This is a genomic window from Nostoc sp. JL34, assembly GCF_017114945.1.
In the GTDB taxonomy this organism is placed as follows: Bacteria; Cyanobacteriota; Cyanobacteriia; order Cyanobacteriales; family Nostocaceae; genus Nostoc.
This window is the reverse complement of record NZ_JABXKQ010000182.1, coordinates 46,423-63,665: the sequence shown is the minus strand read 5'-3', so window position 1 is coordinate 63,665 and position 17,243 is coordinate 46,423. Positions and strand designations below refer to the sequence as shown.

The 17,243-nt window shown below is 42.0% G+C and carries 20 protein-coding genes; 11 read left to right on the top strand and 9 right to left on the bottom strand.

From position 1 onward, the window contains the following. Positions 1–56: 56 nt before the first annotated feature. The 3 genes from HWQ44_RS32960 to HWQ44_RS32950 form a co-directional block, all read right to left on the bottom strand. The gene (locus tag HWQ44_RS32960; RefSeq protein ID WP_292726614.1) at positions 57–599 is read right to left on the bottom strand and encodes a methyltransferase domain-containing protein; all 543 of its coding nucleotides are present in this window, start codon (positions 597–599) and stop codon (positions 57–59) included. A 203-nt stretch (positions 600–802) separates the two neighbouring features. Beyond that, positions 803–952 (bottom strand): hypothetical protein, encoded by a 150-nt coding sequence (locus tag HWQ44_RS32955; RefSeq protein ID WP_292726612.1) that lies wholly within the window; start codon positions 950–952, stop codon positions 803–805. A gap of 29 nt (positions 953–981) precedes the next feature. Continuing rightward, complete coding sequence (locus HWQ44_RS32950; RefSeq protein ID WP_292726609.1) at positions 982–2,313, bottom strand: class I SAM-dependent methyltransferase; 1,332 nt, start codon at positions 2,311–2,313, stop codon at positions 982–984. A gap of 76 nt (positions 2,314–2,389) precedes the next feature. Here HWQ44_RS32950 and HWQ44_RS32945 point away from each other — a divergent pair, with 76 nt between their 5' ends. Both HWQ44_RS32945 and trxB read left to right on the top strand, forming a co-directional pair. Beyond that, complete coding sequence (locus HWQ44_RS32945; protein WP_292726607.1) at positions 2,390–2,650, top strand: hypothetical protein; 261 nt, start codon at positions 2,390–2,392, stop codon at positions 2,648–2,650. Positions 2,651–2,712: 62 nt separating this feature from the next. Continuing rightward, positions 2,713–4,083, top strand: coding sequence for a thioredoxin-disulfide reductase (gene trxB, locus HWQ44_RS32940; RefSeq protein ID WP_292726605.1), 1,371 nt, complete (start codon positions 2,713–2,715; stop codon positions 4,081–4,083). Positions 4,084–4,312: 229 nt separating this feature from the next. Here trxB and HWQ44_RS32935 read toward each other — a convergent pair whose 3' ends face one another. Further along, positions 4,313–4,717, bottom strand: coding sequence for a four helix bundle protein (locus HWQ44_RS32935; RefSeq protein WP_292726603.1), 405 nt, complete (start codon positions 4,715–4,717; stop codon positions 4,313–4,315). 128 nt (positions 4,718–4,845) lie between these two features. Between HWQ44_RS32935 and HWQ44_RS32930 the strand changes: the two genes are divergently transcribed. The 3 genes from HWQ44_RS32930 (at position 4,846) to HWQ44_RS32920 (ending at position 7,050) form a co-directional block, all read left to right on the top strand. Further along, on the top strand, positions 4,846–5,742 hold the full coding sequence (locus HWQ44_RS32930; protein ID WP_292726601.1) for an ABC transporter permease: 897 nt from the start codon (positions 4,846–4,848) through the stop codon (positions 5,740–5,742). A 65-nt stretch (positions 5,743–5,807) separates the two neighbouring features. Beyond that, a complete protein-coding gene (locus HWQ44_RS32925; protein WP_292726619.1) occupies positions 5,808–6,017 on the top strand; it encodes a hypothetical protein in 210 nt (69 codons plus the stop codon). 136 nt (positions 6,018–6,153) lie between these two features. Beyond that, the gene (locus HWQ44_RS32920; RefSeq protein ID WP_292726599.1) at positions 6,154–7,050 is read left to right on the top strand and encodes an ROK family protein; all 897 of its coding nucleotides are present in this window, start codon (positions 6,154–6,156) and stop codon (positions 7,048–7,050) included. Between the two features lie 232 nt (positions 7,051–7,282). Here the strand turns inward: HWQ44_RS32920 and HWQ44_RS32910 are convergent, their stop codons facing one another. The 3 genes from HWQ44_RS32910 to HWQ44_RS32900 form a co-directional block, all read right to left on the bottom strand. After that, on the bottom strand, positions 7,283–7,846 hold the full coding sequence (locus tag HWQ44_RS32910) for a Uma2 family endonuclease (protein ID WP_292726597.1): 564 nt from the start codon (positions 7,844–7,846) through the stop codon (positions 7,283–7,285). A 230-nt stretch (positions 7,847–8,076) separates the two neighbouring features. Further along, a complete protein-coding gene (locus HWQ44_RS32905; protein ID WP_179067442.1) occupies positions 8,077–8,499 on the bottom strand; it encodes a hypothetical protein in 423 nt (140 codons plus the stop codon). Between the two features lie 182 nt (positions 8,500–8,681). Then, positions 8,682–10,319 carry a CTP synthase gene (locus tag HWQ44_RS32900; RefSeq protein ID WP_292726594.1) on the bottom strand — a complete coding sequence of 546 codons (1,638 nt, stop codon included), beginning with the start codon at positions 10,317–10,319 and terminating at the stop codon, positions 8,682–8,684. A gap of 84 nt (positions 10,320–10,403) precedes the next feature. On the opposite strand from HWQ44_RS32900, the gene HWQ44_RS32895 reads away from it, so the two are divergent. After that, positions 10,404–12,158, top strand: coding sequence for an N-acetylmuramoyl-L-alanine amidase (locus HWQ44_RS32895; protein WP_292726592.1), 1,755 nt, complete (start codon positions 10,404–10,406; stop codon positions 12,156–12,158). 61 nt (positions 12,159–12,219) lie between these two features. On the opposite strand, the gene HWQ44_RS32890 is transcribed toward HWQ44_RS32895, so the two are convergent. Further along, the gene (locus HWQ44_RS32890) at positions 12,220–12,390 is read right to left on the bottom strand and encodes a hypothetical protein (protein ID WP_292726590.1); all 171 of its coding nucleotides are present in this window, start codon (positions 12,388–12,390) and stop codon (positions 12,220–12,222) included. A 356-nt stretch (positions 12,391–12,746) separates the two neighbouring features. Here HWQ44_RS32890 and HWQ44_RS32885 point away from each other — a divergent pair, with 356 nt between their 5' ends. Then, positions 12,747–14,540: a dynamin family protein gene (locus tag HWQ44_RS32885; RefSeq protein ID WP_292726588.1), complete on the top strand. Its 1,794-nt coding sequence runs from the start codon at positions 12,747–12,749 to the stop codon at positions 14,538–14,540. A gap of 333 nt (positions 14,541–14,873) precedes the next feature. Further along, the gene (locus HWQ44_RS32880; protein WP_292726586.1) at positions 14,874–15,275 is read left to right on the top strand and encodes a hypothetical protein; all 402 of its coding nucleotides are present in this window, start codon (positions 14,874–14,876) and stop codon (positions 15,273–15,275) included. 230 nt (positions 15,276–15,505) lie between these two features. Here the strand turns inward: HWQ44_RS32880 and HWQ44_RS32875 are convergent, their stop codons facing one another. Then, on the bottom strand, positions 15,506–16,015 hold the full coding sequence (locus tag HWQ44_RS32875; RefSeq protein WP_292726584.1) for a pentapeptide repeat-containing protein: 510 nt from the start codon (positions 16,013–16,015) through the stop codon (positions 15,506–15,508). Between the two features lie 86 nt (positions 16,016–16,101). Between HWQ44_RS32875 and HWQ44_RS32870 the strand changes: the two genes are divergently transcribed. From HWQ44_RS32870 to HWQ44_RS32860, 3 genes are all read left to right on the top strand, one after another. Next, positions 16,102–16,404 carry a hypothetical protein gene (locus tag HWQ44_RS32870; RefSeq protein WP_292726582.1) on the top strand — a complete coding sequence of 101 codons (303 nt, stop codon included), beginning with the start codon at positions 16,102–16,104 and terminating at the stop codon, positions 16,402–16,404. After that, positions 16,398–16,613: a hypothetical protein gene (locus HWQ44_RS32865; protein WP_292726580.1), complete on the top strand. Its 216-nt coding sequence runs from the start codon at positions 16,398–16,400 to the stop codon at positions 16,611–16,613. Before HWQ44_RS32870 ends, HWQ44_RS32865 begins: the two co-directional genes overlap by 7 nt. Positions 16,614–16,699: 86 nt before the next feature. Then, positions 16,700–17,179 (top strand): YraN family protein, encoded by a 480-nt coding sequence (locus HWQ44_RS32860; protein ID WP_292726578.1) that lies wholly within the window; start codon positions 16,700–16,702, stop codon positions 17,177–17,179. Positions 17,180–17,243: the final 64 nt, after the last annotated feature.

Below are 17,243 nucleotides of genomic sequence, written 5' to 3'. Positions count from 1 at the left end.
TGGCGCTCGGTGCGGCTGCGCCGCACCATCGCTTGTGACAGTTGCGTAAGTCCTGTTTACTCTGAGGATATTGATTTTTGAGCAATTACATTCAGGCTAACGAGTGTGTTCAAAACACGGATTTTACTGCAATCATCAAACAAATCTAACTGTTCTACTTGTTGATATTCTGTAAATCCAACTTCTTCTAAACATATAGACAATATCTCAAAATCAAATCCTACCTTATGAACATCATATATATTCGTATGTCCACCAAATATAATCCGCATTAGATGCAGACGTTCCACTACTGTAAGTTCTGGATGCAGATAAAACCAACATATTTTTTTTAAGTCGGGGACACTAATAAAAAGTTGTCCACCCGGTTTGAGAACTCGATGCCATTCTGTTAATGTATTGATTAACTCATTATCTATTGCATGAGAAAAATGTTCTAGAACATGACTGGCATAAATTGCAGCAATTGAATTACTTTCAAATTGACTTAAATCAGATGCGTTGCCAATATAATCTACTTCTGGACGACTTTCAATATCGAATATTTTCCAGTCTGGATGTATTTTTTCTCCACCAATATGAAGTTTAATTTCTGTCATTTTTTGTATTTTGCTACTCTGTATCGTTTATTCCATTTATTATGGGTCAAGCATGAAAATTTGTTATAAAAAATCAGATGTTGGACTGAGCATTGAAATTGCTCCTCATCTAATTTTGTTTTGATGCTTCCCAGCATTACGCCAACTCTTGTTCTAATCGTCAGAATTACATAGAGGTTACAGTTGCGGATTGAGTCTGAGCATTAGGCTGAAGTTCCCCGGTGCAAACGTCCTAAAAAAGCTCGTAACGCCTCATTATCGCTGAGTCGCAAAGCGCGATCGCCCGCTCCTTTGATAATTTGTACCCAGTAAGACGGCTCGAAAAAACTTTGAAAGTCTTTTGGGTTAAGCAACAGTACTTTTCGGTTGGGGAAACTTCAAATTAGGATTGGCGTTCCAACATTACGTAACCAAGACTCTCCAGCCTCAGTAGTAGCTGTTGCACCATCTCAAAAGCTTGCCCTTCATCTGTAGGCTTTAAGGTTATAGGATCTAAAGGTCTAAATTGTTTCCAGTGCTCTACCAAGAACTTCATCGGCTGGGTTTGTTCTAATAAAGGTATTAAGCAAAGTGCTAATGAGCTATCTATCCCGACAAATTCCTCAACTAGTGATAAATAGTTACTGATAGGAAATATTCGGAATTCTGTAATACAGGTTACGAGGTCTTCTTGGAAATTGGGAGTTTTTAACTGAGGATGCAGACTCACCTTTGCCAGTCGCCAATCAGAGTCAGCCCATTGTGAAACTGGCAGAAAAGTCTCTACTTGATTACAATGACCACACCAAAAGTCGATCAGCCGATGAATAGGATGTATTAGTTCAAATAACTGTAACCGCTCTTCTATAGAAATTTCTGGTAAACTCATGCTCAGAAAAGCAGGCAAATTCTCTGGATCTTTAAACAAGTTTATTAAGTCCCACTGCCGCCAGTTAACCATACTGATAAACTCTAGGTTAGCTGCCTTCAAAGCCATAAACATATCAGAGATAGTGTAACCTTTATCTCCTTGAAATAAGTAATTCATTAAAATTCCTTCTTTTCCGTTCTCTCCTTCATACTTATTAGAATTCCAAGTTCTAGCTTTGAGATCGACATTATCTTTCAAAGCTTTCATCGTTTCTACGACAATTTCCATTTCCAAGTCTTCTGGATTTTCATCCATTAAACCCATCATAGTGAAGACTCTCTGAGCGCGAAAATAAGTGAATCTCTGGATTGAACTATGCAGATTACTACGGATGATACCATTAGGCTTTAAAACAGATATCATGGCTTGCAAGGCAGCATCTAGATCAGGAAAAAGATATAGAAGTTCATCACAATTAATATAGTCAAATTGGTAATCTAGCTTTGGCAATTCCTGAATTGGCAATACATGAAACTCTGTATTGTCAAATCCATGATGCTCTAAGCGTTGTTGTGCTAATTTAATCGATTCTTCTGATATGTCAATTCCAACAATTTTTGCACCTGGATTAGCTTCTGCCAAGACTAATGATTTATAGCCAGTGCCACATCCAGCATCCAAAATTAATTTACCTTTAGTATCAATAACTTTTTGATTCCTTAAATAGTAGGATGTGACTAAGTTATGAATGTAAAGTAAATTAGGATGATCTTTAGGAGATTTATCAAGAGGAACTCTGGGATAGGGAGAAGTGTCAAATTGCTGACGAATTTTATCCAGTAAATCAGATGCTGGACTGGTCATTTAAATTGCTCCTGTTACTAACTTTGTTCTGGTGCATTCCACCGCTACACAAACTCATTTTTGAGTTTTGACGCACATGCAACCATATCTCATGCCTCTCAAGCTAGCGGCATACCCAAGCTTGAGTATTCCCAACTTCTGGGGATTTCTATCACAATATTTAAGAGTCAAATTAAAACTGGATGAAGTGGGTTACATTGTCAACCATCAGGTTTGCAACCAACTCCACAAAATCGCACTTGGTCTTTTTCAATCGGTCAGCCCGAACAAAGACACGTCAGGCGATCGCAGGTGCATACATAGTACCGTAGGCATTTTGCGATCGCTTACCACCTGACGTAGCCAATCATAATTTGTTGTGCTATATTAAGCGTAGTCGTTATGAGTTCATATATTGTCATGACTAATTCAACTGTAGAAAACTTGGTAATTATCGGTTCTGGCCCAGCAGGCTACACAGCCGCCATCTATGCTGGACGTGCTAACCTAAAACCCGTTGTATTTGAAGGTTTCCAAGCCGGGGGTTTACCTGGTGGGCAATTAATGACAACGACGGAAGTTGAGAATTTTCCGGGATTTCCTAAAGGGATTACCGGGCCGGAACTGATGGATCAGATGAAGGCGCAGGCGGAGCGCTGGGGAGCTGAACTATATACTGAAGATGTTATCTCAGTTGACTTGAGTCAGCGTCCTTTTACAGTGCGATCGCAAGAAAGGGAAATTAAAACCAACAGCATCGTTATTGCCACGGGTGCAACAGCAAAGCGTTTGGGTTTACCCAGCGAACATGAATTTTGGAGTCGGGGTATTTCCGCTTGTGCAATTTGCGATGGTGCGACACCAATTTTTCACGGCGCAGAATTGGCTGTAATTGGTGCTGGCGACTCGGCGGCGGAAGAGTCAATTTACCTCACCAAATACGGTTCTAAGGTAAATATGTTGGTACGCACAGATAAAATGCGGGCTTCTAAAGCCATGCAAGACCGCGTTTTGAGCAACCCAAAAATCCAGGTGCATTGGAACACAGAAGCCGTGGATATCTTCGGCAATGGTCACATGGAAGGGGTGAAAGTCCGCAATACCAAAACTGGTGAAGAGAGCCAACTGCACGCTAAAGGTTTATTTTACGCCGTTGGTCACAGTCCCAACACTTCTCTATTTAAGGGACAACTAGAACTGGATGAGATAGGTTACGTTGTCACCAAGCACGGTACTGTAGAAACCAGTGTAGAAGGTGTTTTTGCTGCTGGCGATGTCCAAGATCATGAGTTTCGGCAAGCAATTACGGCTGCGGGTACTGGTTGTATGGCAGCGATGTTAGCAGAACGCTGGTTATCATCCAGTGGCTTGATTCAAGAATTCCATCAACAGGCAGAAACAACAGATAATGAACTAGAACATCAGCCAGCCAAAAAGACTGAAGCTGAGGAAGAAGCGGGATTTAACTTGGATGCGACGCGCCATGAGGGAGGTTATTCTTTACGGAAATTGTTCCATGAAAGCGATCGCTTACTCCTTGTGAAATATGTCTCTCCTGGTTGTGGCCCTTGTCATACCCTGAAGCCAATTTTAAATAAAGTTGTGGATGAATTTGACAGCAAAATTCACTTTGTAGAAATTGACATCGACAAAGACCGAGATATTGCTGAAAATGCTGGTGTGACAGGAACGCCAACAGTTCAATTGTTCAAAAATAAGGAACTGGTGAAGGAAGTCAAAGGTGTAAAGCAAAAGAGCGAATACCGCCAGTTGATTGAAAGTAATCTTTAGGGACTGGGGGCTGGGGACTGGGGACTAGGAAATATATTCTTTTAACTGCTAAGGCATCATGTAAAAATAAGTTGTACAAATTTAATTTTGAATAAGCTGTCAGCCTTACTTTCCAATTAAAAGTGTTCAAGTTATTTTTGCGTGACTCCTAATATCCAATACCCAGTACCTAATCACTCAGTAACCAATCCCAATACCCAATCACCAATCCCCAATCCCCAATCACCAATCACCAATCACCCAGTCGAGTACCGTACTCTTCTTTACCCTGCTGTTGGGAACGAATAAAACGACAGTAACCGTTAAGACCTTTTTCAATCCGGTCTTTAAGCTGACTGACCCAGTTTAATTGTTCTGTGTTGCAGTAGCCTAAGCTCTCAGCAATAATGAAAGCGCTTTTGGTTTCAGTCAATGAGCCGCGAGCAATGTACATAAAACGCAATCTGTCTAAATAGTGATAGCGTCCATAGCCATCAGCTATGTTCAGTAAAACGCTGCAAGCTGCTCTTCGTAATTGATCGCTCAAATTGTAACGCTCACAACCCGGCAAACTATTTGCTAATCGATAAGCCGCTTTTAGCAGCTTGAGGCTATCTTGGTAGAAGTCTAAAGACTCAAAGCCTCTATCTTGCATATCATCCCAATCTAAAGTCCCTCAATTTTATGGGACATTTTTACCAAATACCCAGTCCCCAGTCCCCAATCCCCAGTCCCAATATGTAAAATGGTCAGCGTATCTTGCTTGATCCAGGCGATCGCTTTATGGCCATTACAAAACGGCGACTACCGACATTTTTACAGTTTGGCAAAAGTCTCAATCTTTCACAAAAACTGATGCTCATCGGGTTAGCCATTACCCTATTTTTCATTTTCCTGGCATTTTTCGCTCCCGTATTGCAGGCTTGGGGATGGCTGCAAAACCCGAAAGATTTTCTCTCTAATCCAATTCACGAGCCACCTTCAGCTAAACATTGGTTTGGTACTAGTCGCCTGGGTTATGATGTGTTTTCCCGGACATTGTTCGGCGCTCAAGCTGCTTTGCAGGTGGTAATTTTGGCAACGGCGCTGAGTATGATTATCGGTGTGCCTTTGGGGATGCTGAGTGGGTATCTCGGTGGGAAGTTGGATAAGGTGTTGCTATTTATTATGGATAGCATCTACACTCTACCGGGACTACTGCTGTCTGTGACACTGGCGTTTGTGGTGGGGCGTGGGATATTAAATGCTGCGATCGCTATTAGCATTGCTTACATTCCCCAATATTATCGCGTTGTTCGCAACCACACCGTGAGCGTGAAAACTGAAGTGTTTATCGAAGCTGCTCAAGCAATGGGCGCTTCCACTTGGGTTGTGCTTTCCCGTTATCTGTTTTTCAACGTCATTCAAAGCGTACCCGTCCTATTCACACTCAACGCTGCTGATGCAATTTTGGTGTTGGGCGGTTTGGGCTTTTTGGGGCTAGGACTCCCCGAAGAAGTGGCAGAATGGGGACATGATTTAAAACAAGCCCTAGAAGCTCTACCTACTGGTATTTGGTGGACTACCCTGTTCCCTGGTTTAACGATGACATTTATGGTGGTAGGGTTATCACTACTTGGTGAGGGGTTAAATGAATTTGTCAATCCCCGTTTACGGAGAGAAAATAGAATCCGACAGTAATCACTGGTCATTAGTTTTAGACAAATGACAAAGGACTAATGACAAATAACAATACAGAGATTTGTATGAAAGATAATCTAACGTTAATTGCTGCAGCTACTGGCGGGTTTATCCTTTCCGTTGCTCTTGCTGGTATCTTACGAGGTGCGCCAATTACAGCTTGGCAGGAGCAATCGAGTTTTCGTACCACGACTGTTGCTAATTTACAGAGAGCGGAATTGAAAGCCCCGCGTCTTAAAATCGGTGATGAAAACGACTCGCATTCAATAGAATAGAAAATTGAGCATTTTTTCACGCCAAGATGCTAAGTACAGATTTGCGGAAAATAATGGGGAAATGAGGTGTGAAATTTAAACGCAGAGGGGCGCAGAGGGTACGCAAAGGTTTATAGCTTGGTGTGAGGATTTTAAAGTGGTGAGTTCTCAAGTAATTGGCATTGATGTGGGAGGAACGGCAATTAAGCTGGGGCGTTTTGCAGCTGATGGTACTTGTCTGCAATCTTTGACTGTGGTATCTCCTCAACCAACAATACCGGAAGCGGTGTTGGCGGTGCTGGTAGATGCGATCGCACAAATTGATCCAGATAATCAAGCTGTTGCCATTGGTGTTGGTACTCCTGGCCCATCCGATGCCGCAGGACGCATTGCCAAAATCGCCATTAACTTACCTGAATGGATTGATGTGCCTTTAGCAGACTGGTTAGAAGCTAAAACTGGCAAACCGACGGCGATCGCTAACGATGCTAATTGCGCTCTTTTAGGAGAAGCTTGGCTGGGAGCCGGTCGCCACTTTCAAAATCTGATTCTGCTAACTTTAGGTACTGGGGTTGGTGGCGCAATTATCCTCGATGGCAAACTATTTATTGGACATCAAGGAGCCGCTGGGGAATTGGGTTTAATTTCATTAAATCCTGATGGGCCAATTTGTAATAGTGGCAATCAAGGCTCTTTGGAACAATATGCCTGTGCTACTGCAATTCGCCGCCGCACTCTCAAAGAACCCATCGAATTAGGTTTTCTTGCCCAACAGGGAGATACAGAAGCATTGACTTTTTGGCAAGAATATGGTAGTAATTTAGGAATTGGGTTGACGAGCTTAATTTATGTACTCACACCGCAAGCGATCGTGATTGGTGGCGGTATCAGTGGCAGCTTTGAGTTTTTCTTACCAGGTGTAAAGGCAGAAATTGAGAAGCGAGTACAGCCTTTATCACGAGTGGATTTACAAATATTGCCAGCGGAGTTAGGCAATTTTGCGGGGATGGTAGGTGCAGCAAAGTTGGCATGGCAACGCTATTCGGAATGTTAGATTATGGTTCAAACAATCCCAGCGAGAGATATAAGTCTTTACGAATTAGAAGAAAAATTTGGTTTGCAACTTGCTACAGACACCAACTTCTTTCCAGAATGGACAGAAATCTGATGCGCTATCAATTGAACGTGATTCAGAACTACAGCAAGTACTCAGTATCTTGAAGCGTGTTGGAGAATTAATTGTGCTTTTACCCACTGATAACTAGAGACTGAGGCTTATCACCTACCTATACTTGCAACTCAAATCCAGGTAATATATCTTCTCCGGAAAGAATCGCCGGCATTTGCATAACTTCTACAGCTTTTTCGAGTCGGTAAATTTCCACTTGCTTATCTTGAGGATTAATTAGCCAACCCAAACGCAAACCATTTTCTATGTATTCCTGCATTTTCGCTTGGATCGGTGCAAGCCGATCTGTCTCAGAACGTAGTTCAATTGCAAAATCGGGTACAAGTGGCGGAAATTTTTTTCGTTGTTCTAGTGTTAAAGCTTCCCATCGTTCCAACTTTACCCAAGCCGCATCAGGGGAACGTTTTGCACCATTTGGAAGTATAAAGATAGTTGAAGAACTAAAAACTTTGCCTAATTTAGCTTGACGATTCCAGATTTCTAAATCGGTAATTAGTCCAGCTTCTTGATTTCCGCTTTCTCCTCCTACTGGTGGCATAATAATTAATTCTCCGGTTGCATTCATTTCTAGGCTTAAATCGCTATTGGCAACACACAATTGATAAAATTGCTCATCGGTTAAATGAGCAATCGGCTCTAGATTAAGCACAACAGTATTCATTGAATCTTTCCTCGTGCCTTTATTGCTAACATCCTTACCTTTAGTTAAAAGTTTAGCAAGAGTAAGTTCCTCGTTCACACTAAGATAACGTGAGTTCGATGAACCTCTCCCTCCCAGCCTGCCTCTCCGAAACGGAAAGATAGGAGAAACGAAAAATTAAGCTTTTTGCTCCCCTCTCCGCATCGGAGAGGGGCTGGGGGAGAGGTCAAATAACACTTGTCGAACTCACGTTAAGATAAAGAATATCCTGTTGCTTTCTTAACGTATTTCACAACTTTTTCATAAGATTCAGGATTACTCACAGGGTTGATAATGATGGGGATAGTGCCATCTGGCAACCAAAAAGTTATCCTACCGTTCGGTTCATGACAAAATGAACTGATACAGTTGAGATTAATTACATATTCATTTTTTTCGTAAATTATTCTCACCCAGTGGGCGTGATCCAATTCTAATCCTGTCACACATTCTAAATAATCGAAAATCTTTTGATAATCTTCCAAATTACTTTGCGGGTTAATCACTATGGGAATGGCACTATCAGGGAGCCAAAAAGTAACCCTGCCATTGAGTTCATAACAAAAAGCATGGACACGCTCAAAATTCACCACATATTCTTTCCTCTCGTAAAGGATTTTCACCCAGTACGCCACAACATCTCCTCAAGTCCGAAATTTACGAATGATGCACCCTGGATGTCCAAATCTACTGAAACCCTAAGTTAATGTTGCAATTAATTTTGTTAGCGCAGCGTTAGCGAGTCTGCGTACTCTTTCAGAGAAGCAAGCTACGCTTTTAGCGTCTCGTAGAGAGCGTCATTTTGAATTTTGAATTGTTATGACACCTCCAATGGTGTTGGTGTACCAGATGTAGAAAGAGAAAGAGCGATCGCTGTTTGAATGAATCCTTTAAATAAGGGATGAGGGGTACTGGGGCGTGATTGAAATTCTGGATGAAATTGACAAGCAAGAAAGAATGGGTGCTTGGGTAATTCCACAATTTCAACTAAGCGTCCATCAGGAGAAGTACCACTGATCGCATAGCCGGACTTTAACAACAAATCGCGGTAATCATTGTTGAACTCATATCGATGTCGATGTCGTTCATAAATCACATCTTCTTGATAGAGCTTAAAAGCTAAAGTATCAGGGAGAACACGACAAGGATATAGTCCTAAGCGCATTGTACCCCCTAAATCCACTACTTCCTGCTGTCCTGGCAATAAATTAATTACTGGATCAGTTGTATAAGGGTCAAATTCAGCACTGTTGGCACCTGTTAATCCCCCTACGTGCCTTGCCCATTCAATCACAGAACATTGCATACCCAGGCACAAACCCAAAAAGGGGATTTGGCGATCGCGCGCGTATTTAATGGCGGCAATTTTGCCATCGACTCCCCGAACCCCGAAACCTCCTGGTACAACTATGCCATCGACACCCTCAAGAGAATTTTCGGCTGCTTCAGTTTCTAAATCTTCTGAGTTCACCCAACGCAGACGCAGTTTGCCATAAGTGGAAATAGCGGCATGATTTAGTGCTTCCACTACAGATAGATAGGCATCACTTAACTGCACATATTTACCAACGATGGCAATTTCTACTTCGTGCTTGGGACTATGTAAACGTTGTACCAGGGTTTGCCACTGCGTCAAATCTGGTTTACGTTGTTCCATTTGCAGCAAGTTCAGCACTTGTTCTGCCATTCCTTCCCGTTCTAAATTCAGCGGTACTTCATAGATACTTTTGGCATCTTGGGAAGTGATGACGCATTCTTCCGGCACATCGCAAAATCCCGACAATTTCTGCTTTAATCCCTTGGGTAAAGGGCGATCGCTCCGACAAACTAAAATATCTGGTTGAATACCAATGGATCTTAGTTCTTTAACTGAATGCTGTGTCGGCTTAGTTTTCATTTCACCGGCAGAGGCAATCCACGGCACCAGCGTGACGTGCATATACAGCACATTCTGCCGTCCCACCTCTTTACGGAACTGGCGAATTGCTTCCAAAAACGGTAGTGATTCAATATCTCCCACCGTCCCGCCGATTTCTGTAATTACTACAGAAGGGTTTGTACTTTTAGCAACTCGCAGAATCCGCTCTTTAATTTCATTCGTAATATGAGGAATTACCTGGACAGTCCCGCCATTGTAGTCTCCGCGCCGCTCTTTATTGATGACTGCCTGGTAAATCGAGCCAGTAGTCACACAATTTAAGCGCGACATCGAGGTATCGGTAAAGCGTTCGTAATGCCCCAAGTCTAAATCTGTCTCCGCCCCATCCTGGGTAACGAATACTTCCCCATGTTGAAAGGGACTCATCGTACCAGGATCGATATTAATATAAGGGTCGAGTTTGAGAATCGACACCGAATATTCGCGCGACTTGAGCAAACGCCCTAGACTTGCTGCTACAATGCCCTTACCAATACTGGAAACTACGCCTCCAGTAACAAAGATAAACTTAGTCATAGTAGTTTGAATTTCTAACAACTTCTAAAAATACATCCCGTCATTGTGCCACAGTTGTTGTGGTGTCATATTCTGTGATTTGCTGTGAAAAACCTCTTAGGATTAGTAATATTAGGCTGTATTCTCACCTCCTCGGTAGCATTGGCAGAGCCATCTCTTATAGTCGTTTTTCCCCAGACAAACTACCAGACAAGTGCCCAAAAAATCTTCTTTCTGGGCACTGCACCACCAGATGGTCAGGTTTTGATCAATAGTAAGCCAATTACCCGCAGCAAAGCTGGTCATTTTTCCCCTAGTTTCCCCTTGCAGTTGGGGGAGAATCTTTTTACTGTGCGTCGCCAGAATCAAGAACTTAAGATTAAGGTGATCAGACTTAACGCTAGCCCTGAACTACCACAGGGGGTAACCTTTGCGAAAGATTCCCTGACTCCCGCAGTTGACATTGCCAGATTACCAGGAGAAGTAATTTGTTTTGGCGCGATCGCACCCCCTAACGCTAATATCTCTGTAACCCTGGCTAATCAAACTATTGCCCTTTTACCGCAACCTCAACAAGCACAACTACCAAGTAATTTGGCAGCTTTGACAGGGAAAAATCAGCCTCATGCCCAGTCTAGCGTAGGCAACTATCAAGGTTGCACCACAGTGGCAACAGCTGCCGATTTGGGAAAACCTCAATTTCAACTGACGCTTGATGGCAAGACGATAACTCAATCAGGATCTGGTAAGATTGAAATCCTCTCAAGAGCACAGTTGCCAGTTTCTGAGGTTACAGTAGAGTCAGGCGTGGCTCGTACTGGCCCTAGCACCGATCATTCTCGACTCACACCACTGCCCAAAGGCACACGCGCAACAGTTACAGGTAGGGAAGGTGAATGGTTGCGCCTAGATTATGGCGCTTGGATTAATGGTAAAGAAACCCGCATTCTACCTGGTGCAGTTCCGCCACAGACAATAATTCGCAGTGTCGGATACCGTCAACTCCCTAGTGCGACAGAGATAGTTTTCCCTTTGCAAGTTGCCGTACCCGTGAGCGTACAACAAAGTGAGCAAACTCTCGCTCTCACTCTCTACAATACCACTGCTCAAACTGACATAATTCGCCTGGATGATAACCCCCTAATTGATCGCCTAGACTGGCAACAGGAAGCTCCAGGACAAGTAAAATACACCTTTAACCTCAAAAAAGCTCAACAGTGGGGATACAAGCTGAGATACGACGGTACAACCCTGGTTTTGGCTTTGCGTCATCCGCCTAAAATTGGGAACACAAGACGCAAGCCTTTAGCTAATTTCAAGATTGTACTAGATCCAGGGCATGGCGGTAAAGAATCTGGTGCCAGTGGCCCAACTGGATATTTAGAAAAAGATGTCAATTTGGTGGTATCTAAGTTGTTGCGGGACGAATTGGTGAAGCGAGGAGCAACGGTGGTGATGACGCGGGAAGACGACAAGGAAGTTTCGCTAGTAGAACGTCAGGCAATTATCAGTCAAGAAGAACCTGCGATCGCAATTTCCATACATCACAACTCTCTACCCGATGATGGTGATGCCGAAAAAATCAAGGGATTTGGCACGTTTTGGTATCAACCCCAAGCCCACAGCCTGGCAATGTTTTTACAGAAGTATGTAGTCAAAAAACTCGGCAAACCTTCTTATGGTGTGTATTGGGATAACCTGGCGCTGACACGTCCGACAGCTGCACCATCGGTGTTGCTGGAATTGGGTTTTATGAGCAATCCCGATGAATTTGAGCAGGTAGTCAACCCAGAAGAACAGAAGAAAATGGCAAAAGCGATCGCTCAGGGGATTACTGAGTGGTTTAGGAGTGTGCAGTAAATTTGGAGGTAAAACTCTAGTTCCTCATTGTATTTGGTGGAGTGCGATCGCTATTTTTTAGCTAGTTGCTGCTCAATGTTGCGATCGGTCTTTGTTTAAGCTTTTTGACTTTTATAGTGTATGTCATCGGCAAGACTGGAATATGGCATTGGGTATTAAGGATTTGGCGCATCATTTTTGAGAGTTCTAATAAGTCATAAGTAAGAAACGCTTGTGGTAAGCTGTTCGTCATCTAGTTTTACACGCCAATCTAGGACAGCAAAAGAGTTCAGGCGCTAAATATACAAATTTAGATGCGTGTCAGCTTATAAAAGCTGAAAAAGCCTTACCACAAAAGTTCTTTGAGCCAATGCTGTGTACTTGTGTTGCACAGTTGAGGCTAAGATCGCAATTAAGCGAGATTAACCCAATGCTACCTAACACTTTTGCGCGGTCGGAGCTTCAAGAGTCTTTTTTTGTAAGAATTTTATCACCAATACTACAGTTTCTAGTATTATTACAGTCTCTAGTATTACTATTCTTATACCGTTATTATTCTTCTTAACTGTAAAATATAACTACTAACTGAACTTTTAATGGAAGACCAGTATGAGGCCAAAAAAAAATATGTTCGGCTGGTTTTTTGATAATTCTAGGTGGATGATTTTCCTAGGATTTGGCGGGACATTTTTTACTATTATCTCAATTTTACGTGATAAAGATCGTGATCCTGTAAAAGTTGTCGCAGCAATTATCTTTATCATGTTGTTGCTACTTTTTTCGGTCATCGACTTCTGGAAATGGAAGAAATCTGGCGAGGAACAGTCTAGGTCATTTGCAAGCAGTGGGATCGAACATGACTCGCCAGGAGTGATCACTCCTCTTCATCAATTGTGCGAGTCATTGCTAAATATAGTCAATAAAAATACTGCAATTATTCAGCGACCCAACAGTGAAGAGGATGCTTATAATCTTTTGCAGGATGTTCGAGACGGTGTTTTGAGAATCTACATTTTTGGGCATCAAAGCGCAGGCAAATCAACATTAATTAATGCGCTTCTTAATTCTCAAGTATCTCCTATATCTTCTGGAAAAATGACAACATGTCTTATTCGTATCCGACATGGGAGTAAATTAAAAGGAATGGTTAAATGGGAGAATGAGTCTGAGATATTTAAGCCTGACATTAAAACTATGAAAAACAAAATGGCAGAGTGGGATCAGTCGCCATTTGAGCATCGACCCCGTGAAGTTATTATTGAAATTCCTGGCGATATTATTGGTATACCCAAACTTGAGTTAGTGGACACTCCTGGCACAGGCAGTGCGTGGGATGCTAAATATGGGAAAAACCTTCTAGATGAAACCGTAAACAAGAAAATTATAACTGCTGCTGTAGCTATTCTTGTATATAAACCTGAACAAGCAGAAATGCAAGCACACGATAGCTTATTGCAAGGATTAAAAATGCGTAATATCAAGGTTTTAGGGGTTTGTAATATTACTCCGAATTTGAATTTTGCATTTCAGCGCGATAAAAAAGATGCTCTGCAAACTATCGACAAAGCAGAGCATCAATTACGTAAGATTGCTAATGCAGAATGTCATCGAGTAGTTATTGAAGAAGAGGAATCGCTGATAAGACTAGCAAGTGAAATTAGTGGAAAAACAGTCAACGAGTTTCGCTCTCATCTCACTACACTTATTAGTGATAGAGATTTATTTTTACTTCGGCAGGCCACTGATGAGGGTCTTAGCTTTATAAATGAACTACTAGCAGTAGCTAACAAGACTGTTAAGCAGTATCAGCCAATTTTTAACACTATCAAGGCTCGAAAAACAGAAATAAAAGATGCTATCACCTCTGTTAGAAATACAATAACTGAGGGTTTTGATGACGAAAACATTGTTGTACAAGCAGCTGCTGTGGGTAGTGTAACAATGGGCGTAGCTGGCTTGGCTGCAATTTATATTTTGGGCTCGGTAGTTACGGGAGGTCTTGTTCTTCCGGCTGGCGGCTTACTGTTTGGAGGTCTTGCTGGTAGCGCTATTGGATCTGGAATCAAAAACTCAAGACTTAAAGAGTTTGAGGAAAAGTTAACAGAGGCTTGGAAAAAACTGCAACAAACAACTACGAATGCCAAGGTTAACAACACAGCAATGCTCAGCCCGGAAGTTATCAAAGAGGTACAGCAATATTCCTCTTCGCTATCAAAATATCAAAAAACACTTGAGTCAATCATGAGTAAGGTTGAGACAGATATTGAGTCGAATTTGCAGAAGATAGAGGGGTACGAATCATATCGAAAAAGCGAAGTTCTCGTAGAGCAGCTTTCTGTCCTTAAAGATCAATTTAATAATCACCGATTCAGTATGGCCTCTTCCAGGGGAAACAAAGGTTAACAGATTTTTTTGGCTAGATAGAAGCATGAAGTAATCTCCTTTATCTTTAGCAAATCTTCTCATGTCTACAACACGTGAACCTTGAGTTGTTGTCGCAATAGGGTTCGGTTAACAAATTTATCTATTTATCTGTTGAGGTGAGCAGGGGAAGAGAAGAGCCATTGAACAGTATTTTCTCTCTCTGCTTCCCCTGCTTCAACTGTGCTTTACGCTTACCCATAACGTCTTACGAACAAGACCTTGATCTATCTGTCTTGATTTCAGTGCTTTTACCCTGCCAAAAGCCTTTTGATTGCGGATAGAAATATATGAAATCTTATATTTTGAAACTGTATGTATTTTAAAATAGGCGGGATTGTGGGAGCGATCGCTATTTTATTGAGTAATGGCAGTGCATTCACCGGAGGTGTTGGCGCAGCCATCGCCCAAGATGCACAAAGATATATCACTGTAGGGCGTGATAAATTAGGAAACAGCGTAGCTCTGGATACAGAAACTATAAAAGGCACTACATACAAGCTTTACGGAATGTATGGTGATGGCATCTTCGAGACTACGTTCGATGCTTCGTGCAAAGAATCGCGGCTGTTTCGGAATCGCATTGCCATCTATGGATCGCAGGGACAACTACTTCAAGAAGATCGGGAGAAAGGAGAAATACCTTTTGTAGCCAATTCTTCACCAGGCAAAGGAATGCAAATTGTTTGTCAAAAGATTGGTGCAAATGGTTGGTAGTGCTAATTAAAAAGGCAGGAGGCAGGAAATAAAAACTGCTCAGGAAGCTGATTTCATCGGCTGGCATTTTACGTTTAATTATGTCCAGCTAACTTATTTCTACCTGTAGATTCGGTAGGGACTGAAGAAGATTTAATTAAGTAAATTACAGCAAATTTTCATTACAGAAAGTTGAAATCTCGCCCCTCATGGGCAACTTTCCTCGCTCCTGCCTCCTGCCTTCTACTTAACTAAGGACAAAACAACGTGTCACGGGTATCTCGTCCTGTAATTGGATTAGTCCCTTTCGCAAGTTTGCACAATTTTTTTTGCTCATCGGGACGCAGCAGCGTATCGGTAAAATCTGCCCCGTCAATGATTGCACCATCAAATCTGGCATTAGCAGCAAAAGCACCCTCCAACAGTGTATTTGTTAAATTTGCTCTGACTAAACGAGCTGAGTCTAAAGTGGCATTTCTCAAATCAGAACCCTCCAAATTCGCAGACTCCAAATTTGCTGCAAAGAAACTGACACCGTTCAAATTAGCTCGGCTGAAGTTGCTCTGGCGAAGATTAGCTTTAGTAAAGCTAGAGTCTGTTAAATCACGTCCTGAAAAATCAGCCTCAACCAAAATCTCTTTATTATATTCGAGTGCCAAAGCTGTTGGAGCAAAACCGACCGTTGCGGTGATGCTAATTATTCCCCACAAAAATAAGGTGAGTATGCTTGCCCAAATTCGGGCGCTTAACTTAGAATTCATACTATTTTTAGCCAATGGCGAACCCTCCTCCATCTCATTATCCTTGAGTCAGAGATGTTAGCGCAAAATCCTTTAAAAATATTTTTATGAATACTAATTCAAGTTCATCCGACGATTTGAACATTGCCTTCACACGACTTCAGGCTATTGAGTGGGATCCGCTGGGAATGGGGGAAAAAGACGAAAGACTTACAGAACTGATGTTAGAATTTCTGTCGCGGGTAAGGCAATGGGCAAAGTTTTTGCAAAGCGAACAGAAGCATATTTTTGAAAATCTTGCTCTCCAGATTCGCCCTGACATTGAACTCCCATCTTCCCTAATGCAATGGCTGGAGGAGTTATACAACAGCGACCGGATATCAATCTTGGCAGTGTCTATGTTGTGCTAGGGGTACGTAATTACTTCTTTTGGTGTCGTCTAAGGGAATTTGATGCAGTCCCGGCAAATGGTCTTCCTGACCCTTATGAGCCGTTCATCACTTTTTTGGAATGCGGTGGTGGCATATATGTCGAACATCACTCTTTTATGGATATTTACCCAAATTATGTTTATTTCAATTTGACTGTTGGGAATGCCACGCCAGCAAGTCAAGAATAAGCACATCATGGGAATATGATTTCAGCTAACCACTAGAAACTCTTATTTTCCTGTTAAATTAAATAACCGAGAATACTAAAGTTTATATGCATTGTCCAAATAGCGGTCAATTAGGAGAAGACCTAGTAGCCCAATGGTTGCAATCTACTGGTTGGATAATTCTCCATCGTCGCTTTTCTAGCCGCTGGGGGGAAATTGATATCATCGCTGAATATGATGGACAAACTGGGGAAAAACTCCTTACTCAGCACTCATTATTGATATTTGTTGAAGTCAAAACCCGCAGTTCAGGTAGTTGGGATGCTGGGGGAAGAAGCGCAATCACCCCACAAAAGCAAGCAAAAATCTGGCGTACAGCTGGAATATTCTTAGCCGAGTACCCTGAGAAGGCAGATTATTCTTGTCGATTTGATGTTGCTATTGTCTACTGTCAAAAGATATCAAAAAATCTGACTGGGGTTACAGCAAACCAGGAAGCTCTAGCAACTTCATCAGTACCCGGATATAAGTTTAAGCTGCAAGAATACATTCTGGCAGCTTTTGACTCTTTAATTGATAATGGTTAATTGGTAATGGATAAAATATCTTAATTACCAATGACCAATAATTTTGTAGTGGCGTTACAACCAA